Source organism: Lentzea sp. NPDC003310 (assembly GCF_040610935.1).
Classification (GTDB): domain Bacteria; phylum Actinomycetota; class Actinomycetes; order Mycobacteriales; family Pseudonocardiaceae; genus Lentzea.
This window is the reverse complement of sequence record NZ_JBEXNC010000023.1, coordinates 61378-87036: the sequence shown is the minus strand read 5'-3', so window position 1 is coordinate 87036 and position 25659 is coordinate 61378. Positions and strand designations below refer to the sequence as shown.

General features: G+C 72.4%; 23 protein-coding genes. 9 read left to right on the top strand and 14 right to left on the bottom strand.

The window, feature by feature from the left end; genetic code table 11:
* Positions 1-24: 24 nt before the first annotated feature.
* The 3 genes from ABZX02_RS37735 to ABZX02_RS37725 all read right to left on the bottom strand — a co-directional run bounded on the left by ABZX02_RS37735 (position 25) and on the right by ABZX02_RS37725 (position 5963).
* Complete coding sequence (locus ABZX02_RS37735; protein WP_355305853.1) at positions 25-2709, bottom strand: BTAD domain-containing putative transcriptional regulator; 2685 nt, start codon at positions 2707-2709, stop codon at positions 25-27.
* Between the two features lie 305 nt (positions 2710-3014).
* Entirely contained in the window at positions 3015-3602 is a 588-nt protein-coding gene (locus tag ABZX02_RS37730) for a helix-turn-helix domain-containing protein (RefSeq protein WP_355305851.1), read from the bottom strand.
* 45 nt (positions 3603-3647) lie between these two features.
* Positions 3648-5963, bottom strand: a complete 2316-nt coding sequence (locus ABZX02_RS37725; RefSeq protein WP_355305849.1) for a glycoside hydrolase family 3 C-terminal domain-containing protein — start codon at positions 5961-5963, stop codon at positions 3648-3650.
* 127 nt (positions 5964-6090) lie between these two features.
* Here ABZX02_RS37725 and ABZX02_RS37720 point away from each other — a divergent pair, with 127 nt between their 5' ends.
* Complete coding sequence (locus ABZX02_RS37720; protein WP_355305847.1) at positions 6091-6798, top strand: AfsR/SARP family transcriptional regulator; 708 nt, start codon at positions 6091-6093, stop codon at positions 6796-6798.
* Between the two features lie 221 nt (positions 6799-7019).
* Here the strand turns inward: ABZX02_RS37720 and ABZX02_RS37715 are convergent, their stop codons facing one another.
* On the bottom strand, positions 7020-9194 hold the full coding sequence (locus ABZX02_RS37715; RefSeq protein ID WP_355305845.1) for a hypothetical protein: 2175 nt from the start codon (positions 9192-9194) through the stop codon (positions 7020-7022).
* A 567-nt stretch (positions 9195-9761) separates the two neighbouring features.
* Between ABZX02_RS37715 and ABZX02_RS37710 the strand changes: the two genes are divergently transcribed.
* The 3 genes from ABZX02_RS37710 to ABZX02_RS37700 are packed head-to-tail and all read left to right on the top strand — an operon-like array spanning position 9762 to position 12414.
* Positions 9762-10229 (top strand): hypothetical protein, encoded by a 468-nt coding sequence (locus ABZX02_RS37710; RefSeq protein ID WP_355305843.1) that lies wholly within the window; start codon positions 9762-9764, stop codon positions 10227-10229.
* Positions 10226-11194, top strand: a complete 969-nt coding sequence (locus ABZX02_RS37705) for a hypothetical protein (protein WP_355305841.1) — start codon at positions 10226-10228, stop codon at positions 11192-11194. Before ABZX02_RS37710 ends, ABZX02_RS37705 begins: the two co-directional genes overlap by 4 nt.
* On the top strand, positions 11194-12414 hold the full coding sequence (locus ABZX02_RS37700; RefSeq protein WP_355305839.1) for an MFS transporter: 1221 nt from the start codon (positions 11194-11196) through the stop codon (positions 12412-12414). The genes ABZX02_RS37705 and ABZX02_RS37700 overlap by 1 nt, the downstream gene beginning before the upstream one ends.
* An 86-nt stretch (positions 12415-12500) precedes the next feature.
* On the opposite strand, the gene ABZX02_RS37695 is transcribed toward ABZX02_RS37700, so the two are convergent.
* Entirely contained in the window at positions 12501-13604 is a 1104-nt protein-coding gene (locus ABZX02_RS37695) for a helix-turn-helix domain-containing protein (protein ID WP_355305837.1), read from the bottom strand.
* A gap of 100 nt (positions 13605-13704) precedes the next feature.
* Between ABZX02_RS37695 and ABZX02_RS37690 the strand changes: the two genes are divergently transcribed.
* Positions 13705-15372 (top strand): FAD-binding dehydrogenase, encoded by a 1668-nt coding sequence (locus tag ABZX02_RS37690; protein WP_355305835.1) that lies wholly within the window; start codon positions 13705-13707, stop codon positions 15370-15372.
* 1 nt (position 15373) lies between these two features.
* Here the strand turns inward: ABZX02_RS37690 and ABZX02_RS37685 are convergent, their stop codons facing one another.
* Genes ABZX02_RS37685 through ABZX02_RS37670 form a run of 4 tightly spaced genes read right to left on the bottom strand, consistent with a single transcriptional unit; the run spans position 15374 to position 19730 of the window.
* Positions 15374-15943, bottom strand: coding sequence for a hypothetical protein (locus tag ABZX02_RS37685; protein ID WP_355305833.1), 570 nt, complete (start codon positions 15941-15943; stop codon positions 15374-15376).
* A complete protein-coding gene (locus ABZX02_RS37680) occupies positions 15930-17531 on the bottom strand; it encodes a VWA domain-containing protein (RefSeq protein WP_355305831.1) in 1602 nt (533 codons plus the stop codon). The genes ABZX02_RS37685 and ABZX02_RS37680 overlap by 14 nt, the downstream gene beginning before the upstream one ends.
* Positions 17528-18658, bottom strand: a complete 1131-nt coding sequence (locus ABZX02_RS37675; protein WP_355305829.1) for a toxic anion resistance protein — start codon at positions 18656-18658, stop codon at positions 17528-17530. The genes ABZX02_RS37680 and ABZX02_RS37675 overlap by 4 nt, the downstream gene beginning before the upstream one ends.
* 1 nt (position 18659) lies before the next feature.
* A complete protein-coding gene (locus ABZX02_RS37670) occupies positions 18660-19730 on the bottom strand; it encodes a hypothetical protein (protein WP_355305827.1) in 1071 nt (356 codons plus the stop codon).
* A gap of 169 nt (positions 19731-19899) precedes the next feature.
* Between ABZX02_RS37670 and ABZX02_RS37665 the strand changes: the two genes are divergently transcribed.
* Positions 19900-20232, top strand: a complete 333-nt coding sequence (locus tag ABZX02_RS37665; protein WP_355305825.1) for a YciI family protein — start codon at positions 19900-19902, stop codon at positions 20230-20232.
* On the opposite strand, the gene ABZX02_RS37660 is transcribed toward ABZX02_RS37665, so the two are convergent.
* The 4 genes from ABZX02_RS37660 to ABZX02_RS37645 form a co-directional block, all read right to left on the bottom strand.
* Entirely contained in the window at positions 20218-20601 is a 384-nt protein-coding gene (locus ABZX02_RS37660; RefSeq protein ID WP_355305823.1) for a VOC family protein, read from the bottom strand. The two genes, ABZX02_RS37665 and ABZX02_RS37660, sit on opposite strands and share 15 nt — an antisense overlap.
* A gap of 132 nt (positions 20602-20733) precedes the next feature.
* A complete protein-coding gene (locus ABZX02_RS37655) occupies positions 20734-21177 on the bottom strand; it encodes a hypothetical protein (RefSeq protein ID WP_355305821.1) in 444 nt (147 codons plus the stop codon).
* Positions 21178-21303: 126 nt separating this feature from the next.
* Positions 21304-21690, bottom strand: a complete 387-nt coding sequence (locus ABZX02_RS37650) for a hypothetical protein (RefSeq protein ID WP_355305820.1) — start codon at positions 21688-21690, stop codon at positions 21304-21306.
* 37 nt (positions 21691-21727) lie between these two features.
* Complete coding sequence (locus ABZX02_RS37645; protein WP_355305818.1) at positions 21728-22606, bottom strand: alpha/beta hydrolase fold domain-containing protein; 879 nt, start codon at positions 22604-22606, stop codon at positions 21728-21730.
* A gap of 116 nt (positions 22607-22722) precedes the next feature.
* Between ABZX02_RS37645 and ABZX02_RS37640 the strand changes: the two genes are divergently transcribed.
* Complete coding sequence (locus ABZX02_RS37640; RefSeq protein ID WP_355305816.1) at positions 22723-23010, top strand: DUF3099 domain-containing protein; 288 nt, start codon at positions 22723-22725, stop codon at positions 23008-23010.
* Positions 23007-23387: an NAD(P)-binding protein gene (locus ABZX02_RS37635; RefSeq protein WP_355305814.1), complete on the top strand. Its 381-nt coding sequence runs from the start codon at positions 23007-23009 to the stop codon at positions 23385-23387. The genes ABZX02_RS37640 and ABZX02_RS37635 overlap by 4 nt, the downstream gene beginning before the upstream one ends.
* A 55-nt stretch (positions 23388-23442) precedes the next feature.
* Here ABZX02_RS37635 and ABZX02_RS37630 read toward each other — a convergent pair whose 3' ends face one another.
* Positions 23443-24774 carry a TIGR01777 family oxidoreductase gene (locus ABZX02_RS37630; RefSeq protein WP_355305812.1) on the bottom strand — a complete coding sequence of 444 codons (1332 nt, stop codon included), beginning with the start codon at positions 24772-24774 and terminating at the stop codon, positions 23443-23445.
* 209 nt (positions 24775-24983) lie between these two features.
* On the opposite strand from ABZX02_RS37630, the gene ABZX02_RS37625 reads away from it, so the two are divergent.
* Positions 24984-25646: a lytic polysaccharide monooxygenase gene (locus ABZX02_RS37625; protein ID WP_355305810.1), complete on the top strand. Its 663-nt coding sequence runs from the start codon at positions 24984-24986 to the stop codon at positions 25644-25646.
* Positions 25647-25659 lie beyond the last annotated feature (13 nt).

Below are 25659 nucleotides of genomic sequence, written 5' to 3'. Positions count from 1 at the left end.
ATCGCGCTCCACTTGATCGCCCGGTCACAGCCGGGCGCGGACCTCCTCGGCCTTGGGCTCGCCCAGCTCCTCGAACAACGCCGCGGACTCGAGCCAGCACTTCTCCGCGCCGCGGCGGTCACCGAGGCCGTCGAGTGCCAGCCCGAGGTTGTCGAGCGACTCGGCCTGTCCGTAGAGGTCGCCGATCGCCCGGAACGTCTCCAGCGCCCGCTCGACGTAGGACACGGCCTCGGGGAAGTCGAGCAGTCCCCGGTGGACCTCGCCGATGTTGTTGAGCAGGATCGCCTCGCTGTACGGGTCCTTGATGTCCTGGCGGATCTCCAGCGCCCGCAGGTACCGCGCCAGCGCGACGTCGTAGCGGCCCGCGTCGGCGTGCAGCAGCGCGATGTTGTTCAGCGTGACGGCCTCGGCGTGGGTCTGACCGAGCTCGGCCGAGATCGCGGCGCTCTGCTCGTAGTGCGCCAGGGCTTCCTCGGTCCGGCCCTGCGTCATGTGGACGATGCCGAGGTTGTTCAGGGCCGGCACCTGGCGGGCCTTGTCCCCGGTCGCGCGGAAGATGGCGAGCGCCTGCCGGGTGCAGTCGAGGGACTCGTCGTGCCGGCGCACCTCGCGCAGCGCGATGCCGAGGGTGATCAGCATCCGGCCCTCGGCGTCGCGGTCGCCGACCGAGCGCGCGGCCGCCAGTGCGACGCCGTGCGTGTCGATCCAGTCCACCCAGTGCTTGCGGAAGTTGAAGAAGTCCCACAGGCACTGGGCGAGGCTCCAGCACTGCTCGGGCAGGTCGTGCTGCGCGGCGTCGCGGACCCCGGCGACGAGGTTCGCGCGTTCGGTGTCGAACCAGAGCAACGCGGCGTCGCGGTCGGCGAACGCGCGCGGGTGCACGGCGGGGTCCGCCGGGCCGATCTCCAGCTTGCGCTGGGGGTTGAGCTGCCGCGTGCCGAGCCACGCCGTCTGCACGTACCAGTCGAGCACCCGTCGCCGCGCCAACGCCCTGGCCGGCGGCGGTTCGGCGGCCGTGACCTGCTCGACGGCGTACGAGCGCAGCAGGTCGTGCAGGCTGTAGCGGCCCGGGGTGTGCTGCTGCAGCAGGTGTTCGTCGAGCAGCGTCTCCAGCAGGTCGCCCGCCTCGTAGGTGGTCAGGCCGGCGAGGGCGGCGGCGGAGTCGGCGGTGAAGTCCTCTCCGGGGTGGAGTCCGAGGAGGCGAAACAGACGCCTCTGGTGCTCGGGCAATGCCTGGTACGAGAGGTCGAACACGCCTCGTGTACCGAGACCGCCTCCCCGTTCGAGGCGGTCCGCCAGGTCCCGCAGCGTCCACTGAGGACGGCGGGCGAGGCGTTTCGCGGCCAGCGCGACCGCGATCGGGAGGTGCCCGCACAGCTCCGCGATCCGCTGCGCCGCCTCGGGATCGGCGCGCACCCGGTCGTCGCCCGCGATCCGGGAGAGCAGCGCGAGCGCCTCGCCGGGGGTGAAGACGTCGAGGAAGACCGACCTCACGCCGTCGAGCCGCAGCAGCGTGCGGCGGCTGGTGATCAGCACCAGGCAGCTCGGGCTGCCGGGCAGCAGGGGCCGCACCTGGTCCTCGCCGGCCGCGTTGTCCAGCAGCACCAACGCGCGCGTGCCCGTCAGCCGGTCGCGGTAGAGCGCCGCGCGTTCCTCGAGCGACTCCGGGATCTGCCCGCCGGGCACGCCCAGCAGGCGCAGGAAGCTCTCCAGCACGGCGGACGGGTCCGCGGGCAGCTCGTCGGCGTCGAAACCGTGCAGATCGGCCCACAGCTGCACGTCCGGGTACCGCTGGGCGAGCCGGTGCGCCGCCCTGACCGCGAGCTTGGTCTTGCCGACTCCGGCCATGCCCTCGATCGCGGAGATCACGACGGTGGTCTGCGGGCCGGGCTCGCACAGCCGCCGCAGCTCGGCCTCGCGCCCGGTGAACTCGGCGATGTCCATCGGCAGCTGGCGGTGCGCGTTCAACGCCGCGGGCGAGGGCACCCGGCTCTCGAGGATCACCTGCTGCAACTGGCGCAACCGCGCGCCCGGTTCGACGCCGACCTGCTCGACCACGTGCCGGCGGGCCGTCGCGTAGGCCTCCAGCGCCTCGCCGCGCCGGCCGGAGCGGTCGAGCGCGAGCATCAGCTGGGCCCAGAACTCCTCGCGCAACGGGTGCAGCGCCGACTCGCGCCGCAGCCGGTCGATCACGTCGTCGAACCGGCCGAGCTCCAGGCAGGCCTTGGCGTACTTCTCGACGGCGGTGAGCCTGCGCTCCTGGATGCGGGTGAACTCCGCGCGCAGCAACGGTCCCGCGTTCAGCTCGGCGGTCGGGACGCCGTGCCACTTCGCGAGCGCCTGGCCGAAGAGGTCCGCCGCGGCCTCGGTGTCGTTGTCCGCCAGGGCGTTCTCGCCGTCGCGCACGAGGCGGTCGAACGCGTCGAGGTCGAACTCGCCCGGTTCGACGGTGAGCTGGTAGCCGTGGCCGGGACGGGTGACCAGCCGGTCGCCGAGCACCTTGCGCAGCCCGGCGACGTACGTGCGGAGGTTCGATTCCGGCGCCACGGGCGGGGAGTCCCACACCGCCTCGGTCAGCTGTGCGACGCTGACCGCCTCGTTCGCGTGCAGCAGCAACATCGTGAGCACCGCGCGCTGCCGGGGTCCACCCAGCTCCAGCGAGGTGCCCGTCCGCCGTACCGCGAGCGAACCGAGCAGCAGGAACTCCACAGGTAGATCGCTCCTCGATGATCCAGGCGTTGGGTGCACAGCCATACTCGCGCACTTCCTGACGGTCTGTGCACGCCCTGGGCGAAATCTGTGCACGCCCCCTGTCATCTTTGTGTCCAGATCCGGTACCTGCGCCGCCGGGCCCGAGAAACCCGGGGTTTGGGGGTCGGCGCAGTTGCCGGGTCCGGTTCCCCCAGAACCCGGCCGGCGTGTGAAAGTCACCGCGCACGTCGGCCACCTCTCCGCAAGACCGGTGGCCCGGACGGGTCCCCCAGACTGAATCCGGGCCACCACCTTGCGGGACGTCAGCGCGACCAGCGTGCGCGCAGGGTTCTCGTGAACTCCTCGAACTCCGCCGTCATCGACACCTGGTCCGGGTGGAGCAACCACTGCTGCTGCACGCCGTCGACCACCGCGATCGTCAGGCGCACCAGTGAGGCGACCGGGGCGTCCGCCGCGATCTCGCCGCGTTCCTGGCCCGTGCGCACCGCGTCGGTGAGCCACCTCGTCAGTCCGCTGTAGTGCTGGAGCACCCACGCGTGCGCGGGGTGGGCGGGATCGGTCGCCTCGGCCGCCAGCCGCACGAACAGCCCGACCAGGTGCGGCCGCGTCGAGTTGCGCGCCACCAGGGCACCCAGCGCGTCGAACGCGGCCCAGCCGAGCGGTGGACCGTCGCCGCCTGCCAGGAAGTCGCCGTCCTGCCGGTCGCGTTCCTCCAGCACGGCCGTGAGCAGCGCGGCCTTGCTCGGGAAGTGGTGCAGCAGACCGGACTGCGAGAGCCCCGTCCGTGCCGCCACGGCCGCGACCGACGTGCCCTTGAACCCGGTCAGCGCGAACAGTTCCGTCGCGACGGCCACCGCTCTGGCCCTCGACTCCTCGCCCGACAAGTCCACCCGCGACCGGGTCCGATACCTGGGCGGGACCGACACCGCGTCACCTCACTCCTGATCAGCGGGCAGGGTAACGCGGACGTCGCCCAGACCGCGGGCGATCAGCACGTCGCCGGTGATCTCCCGCCAGCCGCCGGACCAGACGCGCTGGGCGCGCGGGTCGCAGCGGACCTCGACCCGTGCGGTCCGGCCGGGTTCGACGTCGGCGACCGCGAACCCGATGAGGCGCACCGGTTCGTCGCGCGGGCGCAGGTAGACCTGCACGACCTCGCGCCCGGCCCGGTCGCCGGTGTTCGTGATCTCGACCTGGACCGAGTCGACCGCGCCGTGCACGGTGGCCGCGCCGTACTCCCAGGTCGTGTAGCCGAGGCCGTGGCCGAACCAGAACAACGGGTCGGTCGCGCCCCGGTAGCCGATCCGCGTTCCCTCGTCGTAGCGCAGTTCGCCGTCGGAGGGCACGAGGTCCAGCGCGTCGGCGTCCGCCCGCGGGAACGTCGTGACCAGGCGCCCGGCCGGTTCGACGTGGCCGAGCAGGGCGGCCGCGACGGCGTCACCGGCTTCCTGACCGGGCAACCCGGCCCACAGCACGGCGTCGACCTGCCCGAGCCACGGCATGAGCACCGGCGTGGCGGCGTTCACCACGACGACGGTGCGCTTCGCGGCCGCCGCCACGGCCGCGACCAGCGCGTCCTGCTCGCCCGGCAACGCGAGCGTGGTCTTGTCGAAGCCCTCGGTCTCCTGCTCCTCGGTGAGCCCGACGACCACGACCGCCACGTCGGCCTCGCGCGCGGCCCGCACCGCGGCGCCGATCGCGTCGGCGGGGGAGCGGGGCACGGGCTGGGTGATCAGGCCGACCAGCGCGCTCGCCCCGCGCACGCGGGCGGTGATCCGGTCGCCGGGCGAGAGCAGCACCTCGGCCGTCCAGTGCGGCGGCTTGAGCAGTGCCTCCTCGACGATGCCGTCGGCCCACGCCAGCACCGCGGCGTGCCGCCGTCCGGCGACGTCGACCGTCCACTCGCCGAAGCCGCGCACGCCGATCAGCATCCGGGTGGGCTCGTCCAGCACGACCTCGCCGGACACCTCGATCGACGCGGCACCCTGCGCCCAGCCGCCGTAGGCCGCGAGCTCGGCGATCTCCATGTCCCGCGTCGCCAGCACCTCGCCGTCGGCGTCGTAGGTGGTGGCGCGGATGTCCTTCAGCACGCCCGGTCCGGGCGCGGCGTGGCGGAGCCGGACCTCGACACCGTCCACAACGGACACCGCGGCGCCGAGCTCCGAGGTCAGGCCGTCCGCGATGCTGATCACGTGTGGCGGCCGCACCCCGGCGGAACCACCGCCCTGCGCGACCGTGTCGATCGCGTGGCGGCCGATCAGCGCTGTCGCGGACTGCTCCAGCGGCAGCACGCCGTCGTTCTTCAGCACCACCATGCCGCCGGCCGCGAACCGGCGCAGCTGCTCGCGCCGGGCGGGGCTGTCCGGTGCGGGTAGGTCGCCGGGCCACGTGCGCTGCTCGCCGAACGCTCCCGTGCGGGCGGCCAGGAGCAGCAGGCGGGACAGGTGCTCGTCGATGGTGCGCTCGGCCACCTCGCCCGCCTCGACGGCCGCGACCAGCTTGTCCTCCCACGGACCGCCGGGGCCGGGCATGGCGAGGTCGAGGCCGCCGTTCGCGCTGGCCGCCGTGGACTTCGTGGCGAACCAGTCCGACATCAGCAGGCCGTCGAACCCCCACTCGCCCTTCAGCACGCCCTCGACCAGCTCGTGGTGCTCGGTCGCGGGGACACCGTTGACGTTGTTGTACGCCGCCATGATCGCCCACGGCGCGGAGTCCGCGACCACGATCTCGAACGGCAGCAGGTAGACCTCGCGCAACGTCTTCTCGTCCACGACCATGCTGGCCGTGCGCCGCTCGGTCTCGGACTCGTTGGCCACGTAGTGCTTCGGCGTCGCCCCGATCCCCTTGCCTTGCAAGCCTTGCACGTACGCGGCCGCGAACAGGCCGGTGAGCAGCGGGTCCTCGCTGTAGGCCTCGAACAGCCGGCCGCCCAGGGCCGTCCGGTGCAGGTTGATCGTCGGGCCGAGCACGACGTGCACCCGTTGCGCCGCCGCCTCGTCCGCGAGCACCTCGCCGACCTCGCGGGCCAGCGCGACGTCCCAGTGCTGGGCGAGCAGCGTGGCGTTCGGCAGCACGCACGCGATCGTGCCGCCGCGCAGTTCGGCGCCGCGCACCCCGGTCGGCCCGTCGGACACCTGGAGCGACGCCAGCCCGATCCGCGGCTCCTCGTGCAGCGCGAACAGCGCGGACCCGGTCAGCAGCCGGACCTTCCGCGCCAGGTCCAGCCGGGCGATCGCCGTCTCGATGTCCATGAGCGCGAGCGTACCGACCGAGTACTCGGTCGGTACATCTTTCTGTTGCCGCTGCGTTATGTCCGCGTGATGTGCCACCGCGCGGCACACCCGTGGCACGCCTCTTCTTGTGTCCAAGGGGAGGGGAATGGTGATGAAGATCGAGGTGCGGCTGCTCGGGCCGCTGGAGGTCCGCGGCCCGAACGGCCCGGTGCGCTTCACGGGCGCGCGGCGGCGTGCCGTGTTCGCGATGCTCGCGCTGCGCACCGGCCGGCTGGTGTCGCGGTCCGCGCTGGTCGACGGCCTGTGGGGCGAGGACGTGCCGCCGACCGGGACCAAGACGCTGCAGGGCCACGTGGCGAAGGTGCGGCGCGCCTTGGAACTGGCCGGAGCGGACGGCGTGGTGCTGACCCGCGAACCCGGCTACCTGCTCGACGTCACGCAGGTGGTGGTGGACGTGGAGGAGTTCGACTCGCTGGTGGCCCGCGGCAGCTACGCGGAGGCTCTCGCGCTGCACCGCGGTGACCCGCTGGCGGACTGCCCGGTGGAGGGCTGGGCCGCGGCGGAGATCGCCCGGCTGCGGGAGGCGCTGGCGTTCGCGGAGGAGAACCACGCGGCGGCGCTGTGCCTGGAGGGGCGGCACGCCGAGGCGATCGCGCAGCTGGAACGGCTGGTGGCGCTGTACCCGTTGCGGGAGTCGTTGTGGGAGCTGCTGATGGAGGCGCAGCAGCGGGCGGGGCGGGCCGGGGACGCGTTGCGGACCTACCGGCGGGTGCGGGCGTTGCTGGTGGAGGAGTTCGGGATGGAGCCGGGGTCGGGGTTGCGGCGGCGGGAGGCGGCGGTGCTGGCGGGCTAGGGACCGGTGGCCGCGCGGTTCCCGTGTGGGCGGGAGCGCCGCGGCCCGTGTCGGGGGTGCGGGTCGCGGCGCTTCCCGCCGTCGGTCAGTGCGTCCCCCTCGGAAGCACTGACCAGGGGTGGGTCGCGGCTCGCCCTGGGGGGTGCGAGCCACGACCCGGCCTTTCACCCCATCCTGCGCGGCCCCGGTGGCGAACCGGCGGCCGCGCGGTGGCCGAGGGGTCAGCCGGGCCGGTAGGAGCAGCGGTAACCCGTGGTCACGGAGTCGCGCAGCGCGTCCGCCGTGGACTGCTCGGTCGCCGCGATCGTGTCGATGGCGCGGCGGATCGCCTTGCGCACGGCGGTTCTGGCGCGTTCGGCGGGGCCGGCGAAGTTGCGGCCGCGGCCGCCCATGCCCGTCTCGCGTTCCAGGTGGCTGAGCAGCGCCTCCAATTCGGCCTCCAGCCGCGGTGTGGGGTGGTCGTCCAACTGGGCGCGCAGGTCGCGGATCCTGGTGAGGTAGGCGGCGCGGGCCACCGGGTCGAGCACGGCCTGGTTGCCGCTGTCCTCGCCGCCCACCAGTTCCAGCGCGGCGATCTCGGTGCCGGGATCGGCCACCAGCCGCGCGAGGTAGCGCATGCCGACGAGGTCCTCGACGCGGATCTCCCTGCCCTGGTGCGACACGACCCACCACCCGTTCTCCCGGCGGATCACGACCCGGCCGGAGAGCCCGTCGCGGGCCTTGGCCCACTGCGCGGCGCGGGCGGTCATGCCGATCGCGGTCGCGTCGTTGATCGCCACGTCGTACAGCGCCCGGCCGCGCTCGCCTCCGGCCACCGCCGCGAGGGTGGCGCGGGCGTAGGCGGTCATCGGCAGGTTGCCCAGCCGGATGTTCGTGGTGACGGCGCGTTCCAGGTGCCCGACGGCGAGACCGGGGTCGCCGAACGTCGTCGCGGCGATGCCCAGCAGCAGCTCGGTCGAGCCGAAGCAGACGATCGCGGTCGCCGGCACGACCGGCAGCGCGGCGAACGGTGCGAGCAACCCGTAGGCCTCGCGGGCGATGTCCGCCTCGCCCAGCGCGGCGGCCACGTGCACTACGCAGAACATGCAGGTGATCCACGTGCTCGACAGCGGCACCGCCGCGAGTCCGTTGATGGTCAGCCGGTGCAACGCCGACCGCGCGCGATCCCGTTGTCCCGCCTCCAGTGCCAGCAGCGCGAGCGCGGCCTCGAAGCTGAACTCCAGGTCCGGCAACGTGGGCGAGTGCGTGACCTGCTCGGCGAGGTCGACCAGTTCGCCGCCGCGGCCCTGCAACCAGCGGATCGCGAACAGGTGCGTGCTGTGGAACGTCTCCGCGTCCACGTCGCCCGCGTCGAGCCCGATCGCCAGGCAGGCCGACGACTTCTGCTCGGCCTCCGCGAACCGGCCCGCGCGGATCGTCCTCATCACGTCCATCGCGGCGTGGAAGAACAGCAGCGCCGGGTGGCCGGACGCGCGGCGGGCCAGCTCGGCCTGCGACCGTTCGGCGTGCGGGTCGCCCAGGCAGAACAGGTCCATCGTGCGGCGGCAGACACCGCTGAGCGCCAGCAGTTCCAGACCCGCCGCCGACGCCACGGAGACCAGTTCGCCGGCCAGGCCGAGGCGCTGGGTGGTGTGCTCCGGAGACCACAACGCGTGGTGCGCCAGGGAAAGCGCCTCGGCCAGCGCCAGCGGGTCCCCGGTGCCCCTGGCCTCCGCCAGCGCCTCCAGCGCGCCCTCGGTCTCGCGCCGGTCGTAGGCGTGCTCTGCCGCGAGCCGCGTGGTCAGCCTGGTGCGCAACGGTTCGGGCGGCGACGTGGCCAGGGCCTCGCGGAGGCGGGCGATCGCGAGCGCGCGGTCGGTGCGGGCGCGGTACTTGTTGACCCACATGCCCGGCAGGCCCAGCGCCGCCTCCGGGTCACCGTCGCGCGCCGCCTGGTCGAGCAGGTCGCGGGCCTCGGTGATCCGGCCCTGCGCGAGGGCGGCGTGCGCCCGTTCGACCGGCGACGTCGTGGCGGAGGTGACGACGAGGACGACGGGCAGGCGGTGGACGTGGCCCGCCACGAACCGGGTGAGCCGGGCCGCCTGCTCGGCCGCCACGTCGGCGTCGTCGATCACGATCAGCGCGGGCGATCCGGCGAGGGCCGCGACGACGTCCTCGGGAGCGGCGTCGAGCACCGAGGTGTCCGTGCCCAGCCCGGCGAGGATCGCGTGCCACGGCCAGAACGCGGGAGCGTCCGCGCGGGCCCCGGCCCAGGCGACCGAGAAACCGTGCGCGCGAGCCAGTTCCGTCGTCCGGACCAGCTGGCGCGTCCGTTCGGCACCCGGCGGCGCGACGACCGCGAAGTGTTGCCCGGAACCCAGTTTCGCCCGCTCGAACGCCGACTCCGGCACCAGCACAGCTTCACCCTCGAATGCACTTCTCCAGCCAGGACTGGGGAAACCTAGCGGAGGGCGCGAGCCGCCACATACGTGGTCGGCACGCATTTAAGGGCGATGCACGGGACCGGCCCCCGCGGACCCCGTGGTGCGCCCGGCGGCCGGGAGTGCGGCGACGGAGAAAGTGATCACCTCTTCTTGATTCATTTCGGTCACTCGGCCGATTCACCCCATTTCCATGTTGAGTGACATGGATCACATCGTGTTCGGGTTGCCTCTGCGTGCTCGCTTGCTAACGTTGCGTTCGTGCTGGGGGGCACGGATCAATGAATTGCGGAAGTGTCGTGTCCTCCGCGCACGTTGATGACCGTGACAATTTGGGGGTTTCACATGAACGCCGAACAGCAGGACGTCGCCGTCGAGAACAACGACGAGCAGCTGAACGTCGAGCAGCTCACCCGTCGTCTCGACCACTCCGTGCCGGACTTCCCGGCGTCGGCCGGCAAGTAAGTCGAACGGGGTGCCGCGTCGTCGCGAAGGCGCGGCACCCCCGCCCGATTTCTGCCATTTCTCGCTGGGGGGACTTTCATGCCTGTGGGACCGATCAGGATCGACGTCGTCTACGAGCCGCTGATGCCGGCCGACGACACGCACCGCGTGCGACCGTTCGAGGAGAACGAGTACTTCTTCCAGTTCGACGAGCCGTTCGAGGCCATCGCCGAGGAGCTGATCGAGCTCTCCGTGCGGCTCATCACCCTGCTGCCGGACCCGTCGCTCAGCCCGAACGAGCGGCTGGAACGACTGGCGCGGGTCGTGCCGAAGTCCCAGTTGGTCACCGCGCACCGGCGCACCGCGCGGTCGAAGCTGGTCGAACTCCGCCGCCGGCTGGACGAACTCGTGCCGGAACCGTCGCTCACCGCGCCGCAGAAGCTCGAGCGGCTGGTCGACCGGCTGAACGAGCTGGTCCCGGGCGAGGGCAGGGCCATCGCGAAGCTGGAGAAGCTCGGGGACTTCCGCTCCACCGACGTCGGTGTCGCGCCCTGGGGCTGGCAGTGACGGCCACGGTGAGGCTGTCGGTACCCGAGTCCGGCTCGGCTCTGATCGACGCCACGGGGACCGCCGCCGAGGTGGCGGGTGAGCTCGGGCTCGCCCACGCGGTGCCGCCGGGGACGCTGCCGTTCGCGTTGCACGACGTGTTGCTGCGCCGCCCGGACGCGACCAGCGTCGCCGACGCGATCACCGAACCGTTCACGGTGGCGGGCCGCGAGTTCCACTGGCTGCTCCCGGCGACCGCGAGCCGGCTGTGGGACGAGGTCGGCCTGACCGGGCACCGGCTGGTGCTGCCCGGCGACGACCAGCGCGCCACGATCGTCGCCGCGCTGGAATTCCTCGCGAGCCGGCCGTGGGCATTCGATCTGGTGGCGAAGTACGTGACCACACTGGCGTTCGTGGAAAGCGACTCGGACGCTGATCTGATCACTTCGTGTTCGTTGCCGGACTTCCCGCTCTGCATCTTCTTCTCCGCACGGGCCGCGCGGCACGTTCCACCGGTGACGGTGACGGATTTCCCGTCGGCGCGATTGATGGCCGAGAACATCTACCACGAGTCGGTGCACCAGTCGGTCAACCACCTCCTGCTCACGAGAAAGGTGTTCAAGCCCGGCTACAGTTCCACGACCAGTCCCAAAGTTCCGATCTACTGGCGGCAGACCGCGAGCAGGACGCGCAACCGCGCGTGGGAACTCGACCGCGTGCTGCACGCCGCCGCCGTCTATTCCCAGCTGCTGCAGTGGCGCACCGCGGAACTGCGTGCGGACGACATTTCCGAGCGGGAGGGGGAAGCCGTGCGGCAGGCGTCGAAGGACGCGGTCGGGGCGGTGCGCAGCCTCGCCGCGGCGCTGACCGAGCACTGCGAGCACTTCACGAGCAGCGGTGCGCTGTTCGTCGGCAGGTTGGTCGAGTCGGCCACCCTGCGGGCGGAGTTGCTCGAACACCTCCTGCGCCGAGCGGCACTCGACTGATGGGGCGCCGCGCGTTCGCGTTGCTGTGGGGCGGTCAGGTGGTGTCGCTCACCGGGTCCGGTGCCGCCACCTTCGCGCTGAGCATGGCCGTGTACGCGGCGACCGGGCAGGCCGCCGCGCTCGCCCTCGTGCTCGCCGCGAAGTTCGTCACGAGCATCTACCTGGCACCGCTCGCGGGTGCCGTGGCGGACCACTTCCCGCGACGCGCGGTGATCATCACCTGCGACGTGGCGCTCGCGTGCTGTGCCCTCGTGCTGGCCGCGCTCGCCAAGTCGCTCACCCCCGGCGTGATCGGCGCGATCCTCGCGGTGGTGGCGCTGTCGGGCTTCGTCGACGCCGCCCTGTCGGTGAGCCTGTCCGCCTCGGTGCGGCAGCTGCGCGGCGAGGCCGACCTCACCAAGGTCAACGGGACGGTGTCGTTCGTCGAGAACCTGCCGACGTTCGCCGGTCCGGTGCTCGGCGCCGCCGTGTACAGCTTCGCGAGCCCGTCGCTCGTGTTCCTGTTCGACGCGGTGAGCTTCACGATCGCCGCGTGCCTCGCCCTGCTGGCGCGCTGGGACTCCGCTCCCACTGGGCCGAAGCGGCCGCTGCGCCCGTTCGCCGGGGCGGCGCAGGGCGTGCGGTACATCCTGCGCGACCGGAGGTTCCGGCGGCTGCAGCTCTCGTTCGCCTGGAACAACTTCTTCAACGGCATGGGCGCGGCCGTGCTGACCGCGTTCGTGCTCACCTCGGCGGACAACCCCGAGTGGAACCTCGCGCTGTACAACATCGCGAGCTCCGCGGGCCTGCTGCTCGGGGCGTCCGCGATCGTCCTGGTGGCGGGCCGGGTGCCGCGGCGCTTCCTCGTCGGCGGCGGCGTGCTCGCCGGCGGACTGGTGGGCCGCGTCGCCCTGGTGGCCACCTCGCTGCCGTGGGCGTGGGCGGTGTCGGGCTGCGCGCGCAACCTCGCCGTGCAGCTGACCAACGCGCCGCTCACCGCGATCTGGCAGGAACGCGTGCCGCCGGAGCAGCAGGGCACCGTGTTCGGCGCGCGGCGGCTGCTCGGCCAGGGCTCCTACCCGGTCGCCGTGCTGCTCGGCGGTGTGCTGACCGACCACCTCGTGTCGGCGGCGACGTTGCTGCTCCTGCTCGGGGCGGCCGAGATCGTCGTCGGGATCACCCTGCTCACGAGCAGGGCCGTCGCGGAGCTGAGCGAGGCGCCCGCCGAGACCCCCGCGTAGGCCTTGTCCTGCAAGTTTGTCCGGTGGCAGGCGCGGGCGAGAGACCCGGAGGCGGGCGGATCGTCGCCGGCGTTGGGGCACAACGGTCAGCGCTGCGCGAGCCGCGCGCACTGCAGCACGAACAGGTCCCACGGCAGGCGCGGGTCGCGTCCCGTCATCGCGGTGATCCGCCGCAGCCGGTAGCGCACGGTCTGCGGGTGCACGCCGAGCAACGCGGCCACCTCCTCGGCGTTGCCCGCCACGAACAACGCGTCGAGCGTCTCGAGCAGGTGCTCGTGCCCGGACGCGATCTCCGCCAGCACGGTCGACGCCGCACGGCCGGGGTCCGCGTCCGCGCGACCGGCCACCAGCGCGAGCACCTCCGCGTCCCCGCGGTCGAACACCAGGCGGTCCGCCGGTGCCCGCTCCAGGCACGCCTTCGCCAGCCGGTACCAGCGCGGGGCCTCGTTCGCGCCGATGTCCGTGAGCACGCAACAGCGGGTGCTCCGGCGGTGCAGCGCCGGCAGGTCGACCTGGCCGGTGACCACGACCCCCGTGCCGTCGATGACCGTGTGCATCACGGGTTCCGACGCGAGCGGCAGCACGGTCTCGACGGACGCGGCGGACTGCAGCACGACGACGGTGAACCGGCGGGGGAGGTGCACGCCCAGTTCCCGCAGGCGCGCGACGAACGCGCCCTCGTGGGCGTGCCGGCCGAGCACGAGGTCGCCGGCGAGCCTGCTGAGCGCGCGGTCGCGGTCGGTGCTGATCGACGTCTCGGCCGCCTGGTAGCCCTCGTGCAGCGCGTCGGCGAGCTTGTCGTCGGCGGCCAGCCACACCTGGGCGAGGTCGGCCATGTCCTTGGCGGTCAGCGCGTCGCCGTAGTGGTCGGCCACGTGGCCCATGAACTCGCGCGCGGCGACCCGGTACGAGCGGAGGATCACGGCCAGCGGGCGGCCGTCCCTCGCCCGGACCGCGCCCACGCCGCGGAACCGCTGGGTGTCGGCCTCCGTCAGCGCGGTTCCGGTCGCCCACAGGCCGAGCACGCGGTCGACGTTCCACCGGATCTGGGCGCGCACCTCGTCCAGTTGCACCGCGTCGAGCACCTGGTAGCCGGGGATCTCGGCCTGGATGACGCCCAGGAGCAGGTCGACGAGCGCGGAGACGTCGCCGGTGATCCGGCGGCGCACCTGGTCGCGGGAGTCGGGCACGAGGAGTCTCCTTGTCAGCGGATGACAAACCTAGCTGTGAGAGGCTGACAAGTCATCTGGTTCGGCGCACGTGCGTCGGCGAGAGTGGCGCCCCGGGACGATGTGGAGAGTGCGCGTGGACACCGATGTGATCGTGGTCGGAGCCGGTCTGGCCGGCCTCGCCGCCGCGGCGGAGATCGCCGACGCGGGCAAGAAGGTGCTGCTGCTGGACCAGGAGCCCGAGCAGTCGCTCGGCGGGCAGGCGTTCTGGTCGCTCGGCGGGCTGCTGTTCGTCGACAGCCCCGAGCAGCGGCGGATGGGGATCAAGGACTCCCACGAGCTCGCCTGGCAGGACTGGCTCGGCAGCGCGCAGTTCGACCGGCCCGAGGACGAGTGGCCGCGGCGGTGGGCCGAGGCGTACGTCCACTTCGCGGCCGGCGAGAAGCGGAGCTGGCTGCGCGGCATGGGGCTCAAGGTGTTCCCCGTCGTCGGGTGGGCCGAGCGGGGTGACGGCCGGGCGAACGGGCACGGCAACTCCGTGCCGCGGTTCCACATCACCTGGGGCACCGGGCCCGGCGTCGTCGAGATCTTCGAACGCCGCGTGCGCGCCCACGCCGCCACCGGCCGGATCACCTTCAAGTTCCGCCACTGCGTCGACGAGCTCGTGGTGACAGACGGGACCGTGACCGGTGTCCGCGGCCGGGTGCTCGCGCCGAGCACCATCGAACGCGGCCAGGCCTCCTCCCGCGACGTGGCGGGGGAGTTCGAGCTGAGCGCGCAGGCCGTGGTCGTGTCGTCCGGAGGCATCGGCGGCAACCACGACCTCGTCCGCGAGTCCTGGCCCGAGCGGCTCGGCACCCCGCCGAAGACCATGGTCGCGGGTGTACCGGCCCACGTGGACGGACGGATGATCGGCATCACGAAGACGGCGGGCGCGCGCGTGATCAACGCGGACCGCATGTGGCACTACGTCGAGGGCCTGCGGAACTGGAACCCGATCTGGGAGAACCACGGCATCCGCATCCTGCCCGGCCCGTCGAGCATCTGGCTGGACGCGACCGGAGAACGCCTGCCCGCGCCGTACTTCCCCGGCTTCGACACCCTCGGCACGCTCGGCCACCTGCGTCGCACCGGCCACGACCACTCGTGGTTCGTGCTCACGCAGAAGGTCATCGAGAAGGAGTTCGCGCTCTCCGGCTCGGAGCAGAACCCCGACCTGACCGGCCGGGACCTCAAGCTGCTGCTCGCGAGGGCCCGCGGCAACAACCCGAACTCGCCGATCGAGATGTTCAAGAAGCACGGCGCGGACTTCGTGGTGGCGGACACCCTCACCGACCTCGTCGCCGGCATGAACAAGATCGGTGAGTCGGGGCTGATCGACGAGACCTCGTTGCGCACGCTGCTCGAAGCGCGCGACCGCGAGCTGACCAACCCGTTCTCGAAGGACGCCCAGGTCACCTTCCTGCAGCAGCACCGCTCCTACCGCGGCGACAAGCTGCTGCGCACCGCGAAGCCGCACCGGTTCCTGGACCCGGCCAACGGCCCGCTCATCGCCGTGCGGCTGAACATCCTCACCCGCAAGACCCTGGGAGGCCTGGAGACCGACCTGTCCGGCCGGTGCCTGGTGGACGGGACGACGCCCGTCCCCGGCCTGTACGCGGCCGGCGAGGCGAGCGGGTTCGGCGGCGGCGGGATGATGGGCTACAACGCACTGGAGGGCACGTTCCTGGGCGGCTGCCTGTTCTCGGGCCGGACGGCCGGACGGGCCGCGGCGGCGGCGATCGCCTGAGTCAGCGGTCGCGGTCCTCCAGATAGCGGGTGTGGTCGGCCTGGCGCTGCGCGTCGGCCGCGTGGAACCGTTCTGCGGTCCTGCGCGCGTCGGCGTGCAGCAAGTTCAGCTGCCGCACCAGTTCCGTGCCTGAGCCGCGCGCGGCCGCGTACCACCACGGCAGGTTGAGGTAGGTCTGCACCGACAACGGCAGGTCGGTGCCCACGAGCCGGGTGACGGCGTGCAGCGCGTCCGGGTCGGCCCGGAGCGCGCGCGGCCGGTCCAGCATCCCGTGCAGCACCTCGGCGATCCGCGCGATCCTCGGCGGGACCTCGTCGGGCACCCGCAGCGTGCCGACCCGCGCGACCAGGGCGTCGAGCTCCGTCCGCAACGCGCCCGCCTCCTCCTCCGGATCGGTGACGAGCGTGATCCGCTCCGGTGGCGCGGCCAGGGCGCCGACGCCGTAGAGGCCGATCACCACGACGACCCAGTACGACCCGGCGAGCCCGGCGAAGTGCAGGGCGAGGCCGAGCAGCCCGCCCGCGCACCCGGCCAGGTTCTTCCAGGAGGCCAGGTACCTACTGATAGCCACGGATCTCCTTGAAGGCGGCCGAGAGCGACCGGCCGCGGGCGTCGAACACCTTGCCCCCGCTCATCTTCGCCACCTGCTCCATCTCGGCGGTCGCGCTCTCGCCGAACAGCACCGGGAAGATCGGGACGCCCTTGAGGTTCGGCGGCAGCGCCTGGTGGAACAGCTGGAAGTCGCGCACGTCCTCGCTGCCGGTGTTCTCGCCGTCGGTCATCAGCACGATCGACGTGAACCGGTCCGGGTCGGCGTCGATCTGCCGGCGCAGCACGTCGTAGCCGCCGCGCAGGCTGCTGTAGATCGCCGTGCCGCCGGACGCGCCGAGGCCCGTGGCGGTGGTCCGGATCTGGTCGAGGACCGGCCGGGGATCGGTCTGCGGCACCTCGTACTCGAGAGCCGGCCGCGCACTGGAGCTGAACGGCAGCAACGTCACCTGCTCGCGGCCGTGGAACCGGCTGAACCTCCCGGCCAGCGACTCGTCGGCGCCGGTGAGCCCGGTCAGCGCCTGGCGCAGCCCGTCGATCCGGTCGCCCTGCATCGACCCGGACGTGTCGAGCACGTAGAGCGTGCGGGACGGACGGCGCAGCCGGTCGAAGTAGGTCGTGACCAGACCGTCCACAGCGGACTGACTGCCCGGGAACGGGAGTTCCACCAGGTCCTTGACGGTGAACTTGCCGTCGAGCGGCACCTGCGGCACGGCGGGCCTGCGGTGCGTGGTCTCCACGATCTTGCGCTGGACGTCCGCGCCCTTGAGGAAGTCCGACAGCTTCTGGTGCGCCTCCCGGGCTTCCGGCGACGCCGACGTGAGCAGCGTGAGCGGGTAGTCGGCCGTCACCACGCCGTCGCTCGGGTAGACGAGCGTCAACGGGTCGGGCATCGACAGCAGCACCGACTCGTAGTTGATCAGGCCGTCCACCCCGGCGCCGGGGTCCTCGCCCTTCGCGCGCCGGGTGTAGGCCTCCGACAGCCAGCCCGACGAGCCGGCCGACAGGGTCTGGGCTGAGAAGAACTGCTGGAGCTGCGGGGCGACGGCGTCGATCCTGGCCGCGTCCAGCGCGGAACCCGAGCCGGACAACGCCGCCGCCACCCCCACCAGGGCGGAGAAGCCGGAGTTGGAGGCGGACGGGTCCGTCATGCCGTAGGTGAACCTCCGCTCGCCGGCGGCCTGCGCGATCTCCGCCCACCCGACGCGCCGCGCGTCCCAGCCGAGCTCCTTCACCTTGGCCGCGGGCAGGCCGAGCACGACGGGGGAGGACATCACCTTGGTCGGCGTGCCGAGCCGCTTCTGGGCGTCCGGCACGAGCTCGAGGTAGCGGTTGGAGGAGAACCAGACCGCGTCGAAACCCTGCTCGGCGGCGCCGCTCGCGACCTTCTCCGCGCCCTCGATCGTGCCGGTGAAGCTGAACTTCACGCTGATGCCGGTGGCCTTTGCGGCCTCGTCGAGGACCGGCTGGAGGTCGGCGAGCTCACTGCCGGCGAGGACGCGCAGCGTGCCGGGCTCGGCGTCCCCGACGGGTCTCGCCGGATCTGCCTCGTCGGAACAGCCCGCCAGCAGCGCCAGTGCGGCGACCGCGGGGACGATGCGGCGGATCATGCTTGCTCCTCGGCGCCGCGCACGCGGCTCAGGTGGTCGTGGGCCCGGCGGATCTCGGCGTCCAGCGCGGACACCGTGCTCGACATCGAGTCGGCGGCACGGGCCTGGAACGTGTCGACGGCGTCGATCGCCGCGTAGATCTGGTCGAACGAGGTCCGCACCGCGTCGATGCCGACGGCGGGTGTCGACGCGATGCGCTGGATCTCCTCGCCCTGCACCGACATCAGCGTCGCGTTGGACCGCAGGAGCGAGTCGGTGAGACCGCGCACGGCGTCGACCTGGTCGACCACCTCGCGCTGCCCGGCCAGTGCCGCCGCGACCGCCACGCCGATCCGCAACGCCGTGACGGTCGTGCTCACCGCCCGTTCGACGCCCTTGATCAGCTCGTCGTTGTTGCGGCGCACCACGTCCAGCGCCAGGTAGCCCTGCGCGCACACGGCGAGCTGGGTCAGCAGGTCCTGGTGCCGCTGGCGCAGCCCGAAGAGCACGTCGGCGCGCAACGCCTGCGCGCGTTCGGGTTCGGCCAGGTCGAGGACCGCCACCTGGCGTTCGACGGCCTCGTCCATCTCGCCGGCGAGCGCGGCATCGCGCGAGAGCGCGGTCATCAGGTCCCACAACCGTTGCCGCTCGCCCTTGATGGCGGCGTTGTCGCGCTTCAGCGCGTCCTGGCCCGAGCGCAGCTTCAGCACGATCCGGTTGATCGGCTCGTCCGCGGCTCGCAACCGGGCGAGCAGACCGCGCGCCGCGTTGCCGCCGGGGAGGAACCCGAGGATCTTGCGGCCGGTCAGCCTGCTCAGGTCCTGCGGGTCGAGCTCGCGCACCGACCGCCGCAGCTCGGTCAGGCTCGTCGACACCGGGACCGGCGACGAGACGGACGCGATGGTGCGGTCGAGCAGCCGGCCCGCGATCTGGGCCGCCGCGCGCATCTCGGCCTCGCCGAGCACGAGCGCGTCGTCCACGATCCGGCCGAAGTCGGGCGAGCGCGGGTCGGCCGCCGCGAGCGCCGCGACGAACGCCTCGGCGCGCGAGGTCAGTTCCGCCTTGTCCGACACGGGGATCAGCCCGGCGGCGCGGTCGACCGGCACGGGCTCGACGGGGTCCGGTGGCGTCAGCGCGAAGTCGGTCATGTCAGTACTGCTTCGCGATCGCCTCGAGCATCCGCTCCAGCGCCTCGTGCGCGGGCGGCTCGACCACGTCCACGATCGTCCGCGGCACGGTCAGGTTCTTCTCCTGGACGATCTCGTCGAAGTGCTTCGGATCGGCGGTGCGGAAGCCGAACGTCGCGGCGAGCCGGCCCAGCTCGGCGTCGGTCTGCAGCAGCTGCCCGACGCGGTCACCGGCCCCGCGCAACGGCACGAGCGTGTGCTTGGACAGCACGGTCGGCGCCGGGTACAGCAGCTTCATGTCCGGCCGGATCGAGGAGTCGCCGCGCACCACCCGGTCCGCGAACTGCGCCTCGTACGCGAGCACCAGCGGCGTCTTGCCCATCCCCGCGGACAGGTAGTCCTCGAACGGGCCCTCGGTGCTGCTCTGCGTGTACCCCTGGTCCAGGAACAGCTTCGCCACCGCGGGCAGCACCTTCGCCTCGGCCTCCGGCGACGACACCACCCCGCCGTTCGCGACGAACGACGTGATCGCGAGGTACATCGCCGCCGAGTTCGAGTCACGCGGATCGGTCGTGGTGACGAGCAGGTTCCTGCGCGCGGGGTAGGCGGTGTTGCCCGGCAACTGGTCCCAGCGCGTGCCCTTGGCCGCGAGGTCCAGGTACGCCCGCACGTCGAACGTCGGGTAGCCCGGCCCGGACCCGACGACGCCCGCCTTCGTCAGCAGGTCGACGACCGGGTCGAACGTCGCGATCACCATCGGCGAGGAGAACGGCGCGTAGGTCCGCGCGGCCTTGCGGTCGCGCTGGATCTTCTCGGCCGCGGGGGCGCTCGACGGGAACGCGAAGTCGTACGGGTCCAGGTCGGTGGCCGTCGCGATCTGCCGCGAGCCGGCGGGATCCACCTCGACCTTCAACCCGTGCCTCGCGAACACGTCCCTGACCCGCTGGTCGGCGAAGAAGGCGAGCTTCTCCGAGCCGATCACCCCGCGCACGCTCTCCAGCGGAGCGGCCTTGTCGCCCTGTCCCAGGACGATCGCGGTCACCACGCCCGCCAGGAGCACCACCGCCAGGCCGATGCCGAGCGCTCTCTTCACTGTCCACCTCTGCGAAAACCCTGTCGAGCACCAGATCCTTCGTCACTTCGACGGGTTTTCCCGGTGGTGCGTGGCAAGCGAGAGGTGAACTCTCGATGAACGAGGCGATGAGTTTCGAGCGGACGCGGAGTCGGTACACCGGAGAGTCCGGTTCGAGGAGGGTCAGCGCATGAAGTTCGTGACGATCGGCTACGGAGAGCGTTCGGGGTACGACAGCACGGATCCGGCCGTCCGCGACGCCGCGCACGCCCACGACGCACGGCTGCTGGCGTCCGGGGTGGAGATGGGCGTCGCGGGACGGCCGGTGCAGGTGCGCAACCCCGGCGGCACCGGCACGGAGGTCGGCGAGGGCGCGTTCATGACCTCCGCGATGCCGGTCGCCGGGTTCGCGATCATCGAGGCCGAGTCGCTGGAGGAGGCGGTGCGCCTGGTGTCCGGAACGCCGTGCGCGGTCGCGCACGGCGTCGTGGAGGTGTGGCCGCTCCAGTCAGCCCAGGGGTGACCGATCGCCCACGGACCACCTGTGCCCGAACGGATCCGTGAAGCCGCCCTGCCGGTGCGTGCCCCACGGCATCTCGTGGCTCACGACGGCGGTCGTGGTCGCTCCCGCTGCCGCTGCCCGTGCGACGACGCCGTCCGGGTCGTCGGTGAACAGCTCGACCCGGACGCTGGTGACGCCGCCCGGGCTGGTCTCCGCGGGGTTGGCGGGGTTGACCTGGTGGACGAAGAACGGCGCGCCGCCGATCTCCAGACCGGCGACGCCACCGAGATTCCACAACGGGGTGGCGCCCAACGCGTCGCGGTACCAGGAGACCGCCGCGTCGGCGTCCGGAACGATCAGCATCACCGAGATCACCGGAGGTGTGGACATGGGCCCAGCCTGCCGGATCAGGCCACCCTGCGCCGCAGTTCCTCCTGCTGGATGACAGGCGTGAGGAAGAAGGCGTCCTCCCACCTGGCTCCACACCCGCGTCGGCTCCCGCACGAGCCGTGGCCCGGCCCCCTACCCGAACCTGTTCTCGATCGCGCGCACGGTCTTCTCCAAGGCCCCGCCGAGCACCTTCGGCCCGAGCAGCCCGAGCGAGAGGCCGAGCAGCTTCCCCTTGAGGTTCTTGCCTTCCCGGACGACCTCGGCGTGCACGAGCGTCGTGCCGTCGGCCTGCTTCGTGAACGTGTAGGTGTGGCCGGACCGGCCGCCCCACACGTTGGAGTCCACGGTCCTCAGCACGACCCGGTCGAGGTCCGACCAGTCGTAGTGCAGGCGCTCCCAGATGCCGCCGGACCCCTCGGTCACGTCGGCGGACGTGTCGCCGCGGTCGTGCACCCGCAGGTCGGCGTCGGCGCTGTTGGGGAAGAGGTCCGCGCGGCCGGGACCGAAGTCGGTGAGCCCGGCGACGAACTGCTCCGGCGTCGCGGTGGTCTGCTGGGTCAGGGTGATGGTGGGCATGTTCTCGGCTCCTCGTAGTTCCTGCTTGCGAGGACTACGGTGCCGTTGCCAGGGGGTCGTTCGCGCCCGTGGATGTCACTGGTCCGCGAGACACCGGGGCACACGGGCCGTCGCGTGTGCCCCGGCTCAGCGGCGCTTGCGGGCGGCGAGGAGCGACACCACGGCCAGAACGGTGTTGACCGCGGAGATGACCGTGGTCAGCTTCGCCGCCCTGGCGGGCAGTTCACCGCGCCTGCCCGCGTAGACGGCGGCCGCGGTGTCGGTGGCGTGGATCAGCACGGCCTGGCCCAGCACACGGCGTTCGTCGGCCGCGCGGCTCTTCAGCGTCAGCAGGTCGACGCCCAGCACGAGCGTGCGGATGCCGAACATGCGGGCCGGGTAGACGAACCGCCTGTCCTCGCCCAGCTCGTCGCCGAGGCTCTTCGCCATCCGGTCCGCGGCGACCAGGCCCAGCGCGCCGTTGAAGATCCGGACGCAGGCCAGTGCGGTCCGCGTGACATCGCCGAGCTCCATGTCGCCACCTCGTGTCGATCTTCGTTGGACCGGCAGTCTAGGAGAGCCGCGCGGCGAGCCAGCGCTCGATGTCGCGCCACGCCGCCCGCGCCATCCCGTTGTCGCGGTTGGTGAAGCCGTGCGGGGACTCCGGGTAGACCTTCACCTCGACCTCGCCGCCCGCCGCGACGACCCCCGCCGCCAGGGCGAGGTTGTCGGCGAGCAGGACGTCCAGCGCGCCGACCACCAGCAGCAGCGGGGGCAGGCCGCCCAGGTCGCCGAAGACGGGGGAGATGTCGGGCAGCGTGCGGTCGGGCACGTGCCCGGCGTAGGCCTCGATGAAGTACTCGTCCGCGATGAGCCTGCCCGCCGGGGTCCGGCCGCTCAGGTCGTACGTGCCGAACTGCAGGGCGGCTCCGGCGAACCGCCGCGCCCGGTCGCGCAGGCGCAGCAAAGTCGTGACGGCGAGCGTGGAGCCGGCCGAGAAGCCGCCGAGGGTGAGCCGGTCCGTGCCGAAGAGCTCCCGTGCGTTGTCCAACAGCCACAGCGCCGCCGTCTCGGCGTCGTCCGGTGCGGCGGGCCAGGGGTGTTCCGGGGCGAGCCGGTAGTCGACGCTCACGACCACCACGCCGAGCGCGTCCGCGAGCCGCTGGTTGCGCGCGTCGTCCTGCGCGGCCGTGCCCAGGTAGAACCCGCCGCCGTGGAAGTCGAGGTGGACGCCGCGCGGGGCGCCCGCGGGCCGCAGCACCCGGACCGGCACCTGCCGGCCGGCGGCCTCGACCAGCGTGTTCCCCGTGGCGGCCGCGCCCCGCAGAGCCCGCACCTCCTCGGCGTTGCCCGGCCCCCTCCTGGCGCCGCGCTCGGCGTTGGTCCTGCGGGACTCCTCGGCGTGCTCGGCGAGCTCCGGGCCGATGAGGTCGTTCAACCTCAGTCGCAAGTGGCTACCCCCTGCCGGATCGGTGCGGTGACCGAGTCAACCAGCAGGCGTGACCGAGCAGACACGAACCTCGACGGTGTCCGCTCCGAACCACCAGTAGGAACGGAGGTGTTTCTGTGAACTCCAGTCGACGGGAAGAGCCCGTGCTGATCACCTCGGCGGCCCCGTCCTACGAGGACCAGCTCGCGGCGCGGCGGCGCCGGTACGCCCTCATGATGAGCCTGCGCATCCCGTGCATCGTCCTGGCCGTGCTGTTCGCGAAGATCTGGTGGCTCGCGCTCGCCCTGGTGCTGCTGTCCGTACCGCTGCCGTGGATGGCCGTCCTCATCGCGAACGACCGCCCGCCGCGCAAGGCCGAGACACCGCGGGGCGTCGAACGACGCGCGATCGGAGGGACGAGATGACCGGGCTCACGGTGGTCGTCGGCTACGGCGACGCGGCGCTCGACGTGCTGCGGCACCTCCCGCTGCACGACGAGACGCCCGAGGTCGTGGTCGTCGACCGCGACGCGATCGCCCTGACCGGTGCGCTGGCCAACGGCGCCAGGGTCGTGCGCGGGGACGGGCGGGACCTCTGCACCCTGCAGCAGGCACGGGTGCCGTTCGCGGCACGGGTGGTCGTGGCTGTGCCGGACGACCAGGAAGGCCTGCTCGTCACCGGGCTCGCGCGCGGGCTCACGCCGACGGCGGTGGTCGTGGCGGCGGTCCGCGACTCGGCCAACCAGGAGCTCTTCACGCGGCTGGGCGCGGACGAGGTGTTCGTGCGCGCCAGTTCCGCCTAGGAGAACGCTGGGAGGCGCGGCCCGGCAGGGTGCCGCAGCGTGGTTCCAGCTCCGCCTAGGGCTGGGAGACGCGGCCCAGCAGGTGCCGCAGCGCCGGTTCCAGCTCCGGGTGGCGGAACCGGTGCCCGGCCTTGGCGAGCGCGGCCGGCCGGACCAGCTGGTTCGCCTCGGCCAGCTCGCGCGCCCCCTGCTCGCCGAGCAGCAGCTTCGGCCCGAACGACGGCACGGGCAGCAGCGCGGGCCGGCGCAGCACCTTCGCGAGCGTCGCGGTGTACTCGATGTTGCGCACGGCCCGCGGGGCGACCGCGTTGACCGGCCCGCTGAGCCCGCCGTCGTAGAGCGCGCGGTGGTACACGTCGACCAGGTCGTCCATGCCGATCCACGACTGCCACATCCGGCCGTCGCCGAGCCGTCCGCCGAGGCCCGCGGCGAACAGCGGGTGGAACAGGCGCAGCGTGCCGCCGGCGGGGGACTGGACGAGGCCGGTGCGGACGTTCACCACCCGCACCCCGGCGGCCGCGGCGGGAGCGGTGGCGGCCTCCCAGTCGGCGACCACGTCCGCGAGGAACCCCTCGCCGCGTTCGCTGTCCTCGGTGAGCTCCTCGTCGCCGCGGTCGGCGCCGTAGAACCCGATCGCGGACGCGCTGACGAACACCGGCACCCCGGTCGCGGCGGCCAGGTCGGCGAGCGCCCTGGTCGGGCCGATCCGGGACGAGCGGATCGCGTGGCGGTGTGCCTCGGTGAACCTGCCCGCGATCGACTCGCCCGCGAGGTGCACCACGGCGTCCACGCCGGCCAGGAGGTCGGCGGCCGGGCGGTCGGGGTCCCAGCGCCGCTCGTCCGGCGCGGCGGGAGCGCGGCGGACCAGCTTCACCACGTCGTGGCCCGCCGTGCTGAGGAACGACCACAGCGCCGTCCCGACGAACCCGCCGGCGCCGGTGATCGCCACGGTGAGCGGCCGGTCGCCCGCCTCGCGTGCGGCGGACTGAGCGGCCAGGTCGGCGGCGAGCTGGCGGTGCCGGTAGGCGAACATCGACCGCAGCAGGGCGGCCGGCACCGGCGTCTCCACCCGGTCGGTCATCCGCGTCCCGTCGCCCTCCGCCGCGAACTCGTGGCTGTGCCGCCACTTGAGCGCCCAGCGCAGCGGGGCGGAGTCCAGCTCGTCGACGAACCGGTGCGGCGGCGCGAACTCGGTGTGCCGGGCACCCCAGCGCAGGCCCAGCGGCAGCCCCAGCACGGCCCGTCCGCCGTCGAGGGTGCTCGCCTCGCGCACGACCCCCACCGGTTGCCACGGCGGCGTGAGCCGGTGGATGGCCCCGGGCCGGGCGTGCCAGGCGAAGACCTCGTCGAGGGGAGCGGCGACGACGCTGGAGAAGATCAGGGACATGTCCCCACGCTAAGTCCGCCGAACGGCGTCGGCATGATGGGACCGGCGGGCTCGGTCGATCGGGTGCGGCCCGCGTTCGACGCCCTCACCACGGTCGTTCGACGGACACGCACCGTGTTGTTGTCATCTCTCTGGGTCACCGGTAGGGTAATTTTCTGGGAGCGCTCCCAATTCGCCGCTGCTGATCATCGGAGAATGGAGGCTCGTTCATGCGCCCTCGCAGCACCTTTGGATCCCTCGCCAGACGGCGTGGTCTCGTCGCCGTGGTCGTCAGCGTGCTGGTCTGCACGTTCCTCTGGACGCCGGTGGCCTCGGCCCACGGCACGATCGTCGGTCCGGCCACGCGCGCCTACCAGTGCTGGCAGGCGTGGGGGAGCCAGCACACGAACCCGGCCATGCAGCAGCAGGACCCCATGTGCTGGCAGGCCTTCCAGGCCAACTCCGACACGATGTGGAACTGGATGAGCGCGCTGCGCGACGGTCTGCGCGGCAACTTCCAGGGGTCCACACCGGACGGACAGCTCTGCAGCAACGCCCTGTCCCGCAACAACTCCCTGAACACGCCCGGACCGTGGCGCACGACCAGCCTGGGTGCGAACTTCCAGGTGCACCTGTACGACCAGGCGAGCCACGGCGCCGACTACCTGCGGGTGTACGTCAGCAAGAACGGGTTCGACCCCGCCACGCAACGTCTCGGCTGGGGCAACCTGGACTTCATCACGCAGACCGGCAGGTTCGCTCCTGCCAAGGACATCAGGTTCAACGTCCAGACGTCCGGCCAGTACCGCGGGCACCACGTGGTGTTCACGATCTGGCAGGCGTCGCACTCCGACCAGACCTACATGTGGTGCAGTGACGTGAACTTCGGCTGATCCTGTGCGGTGT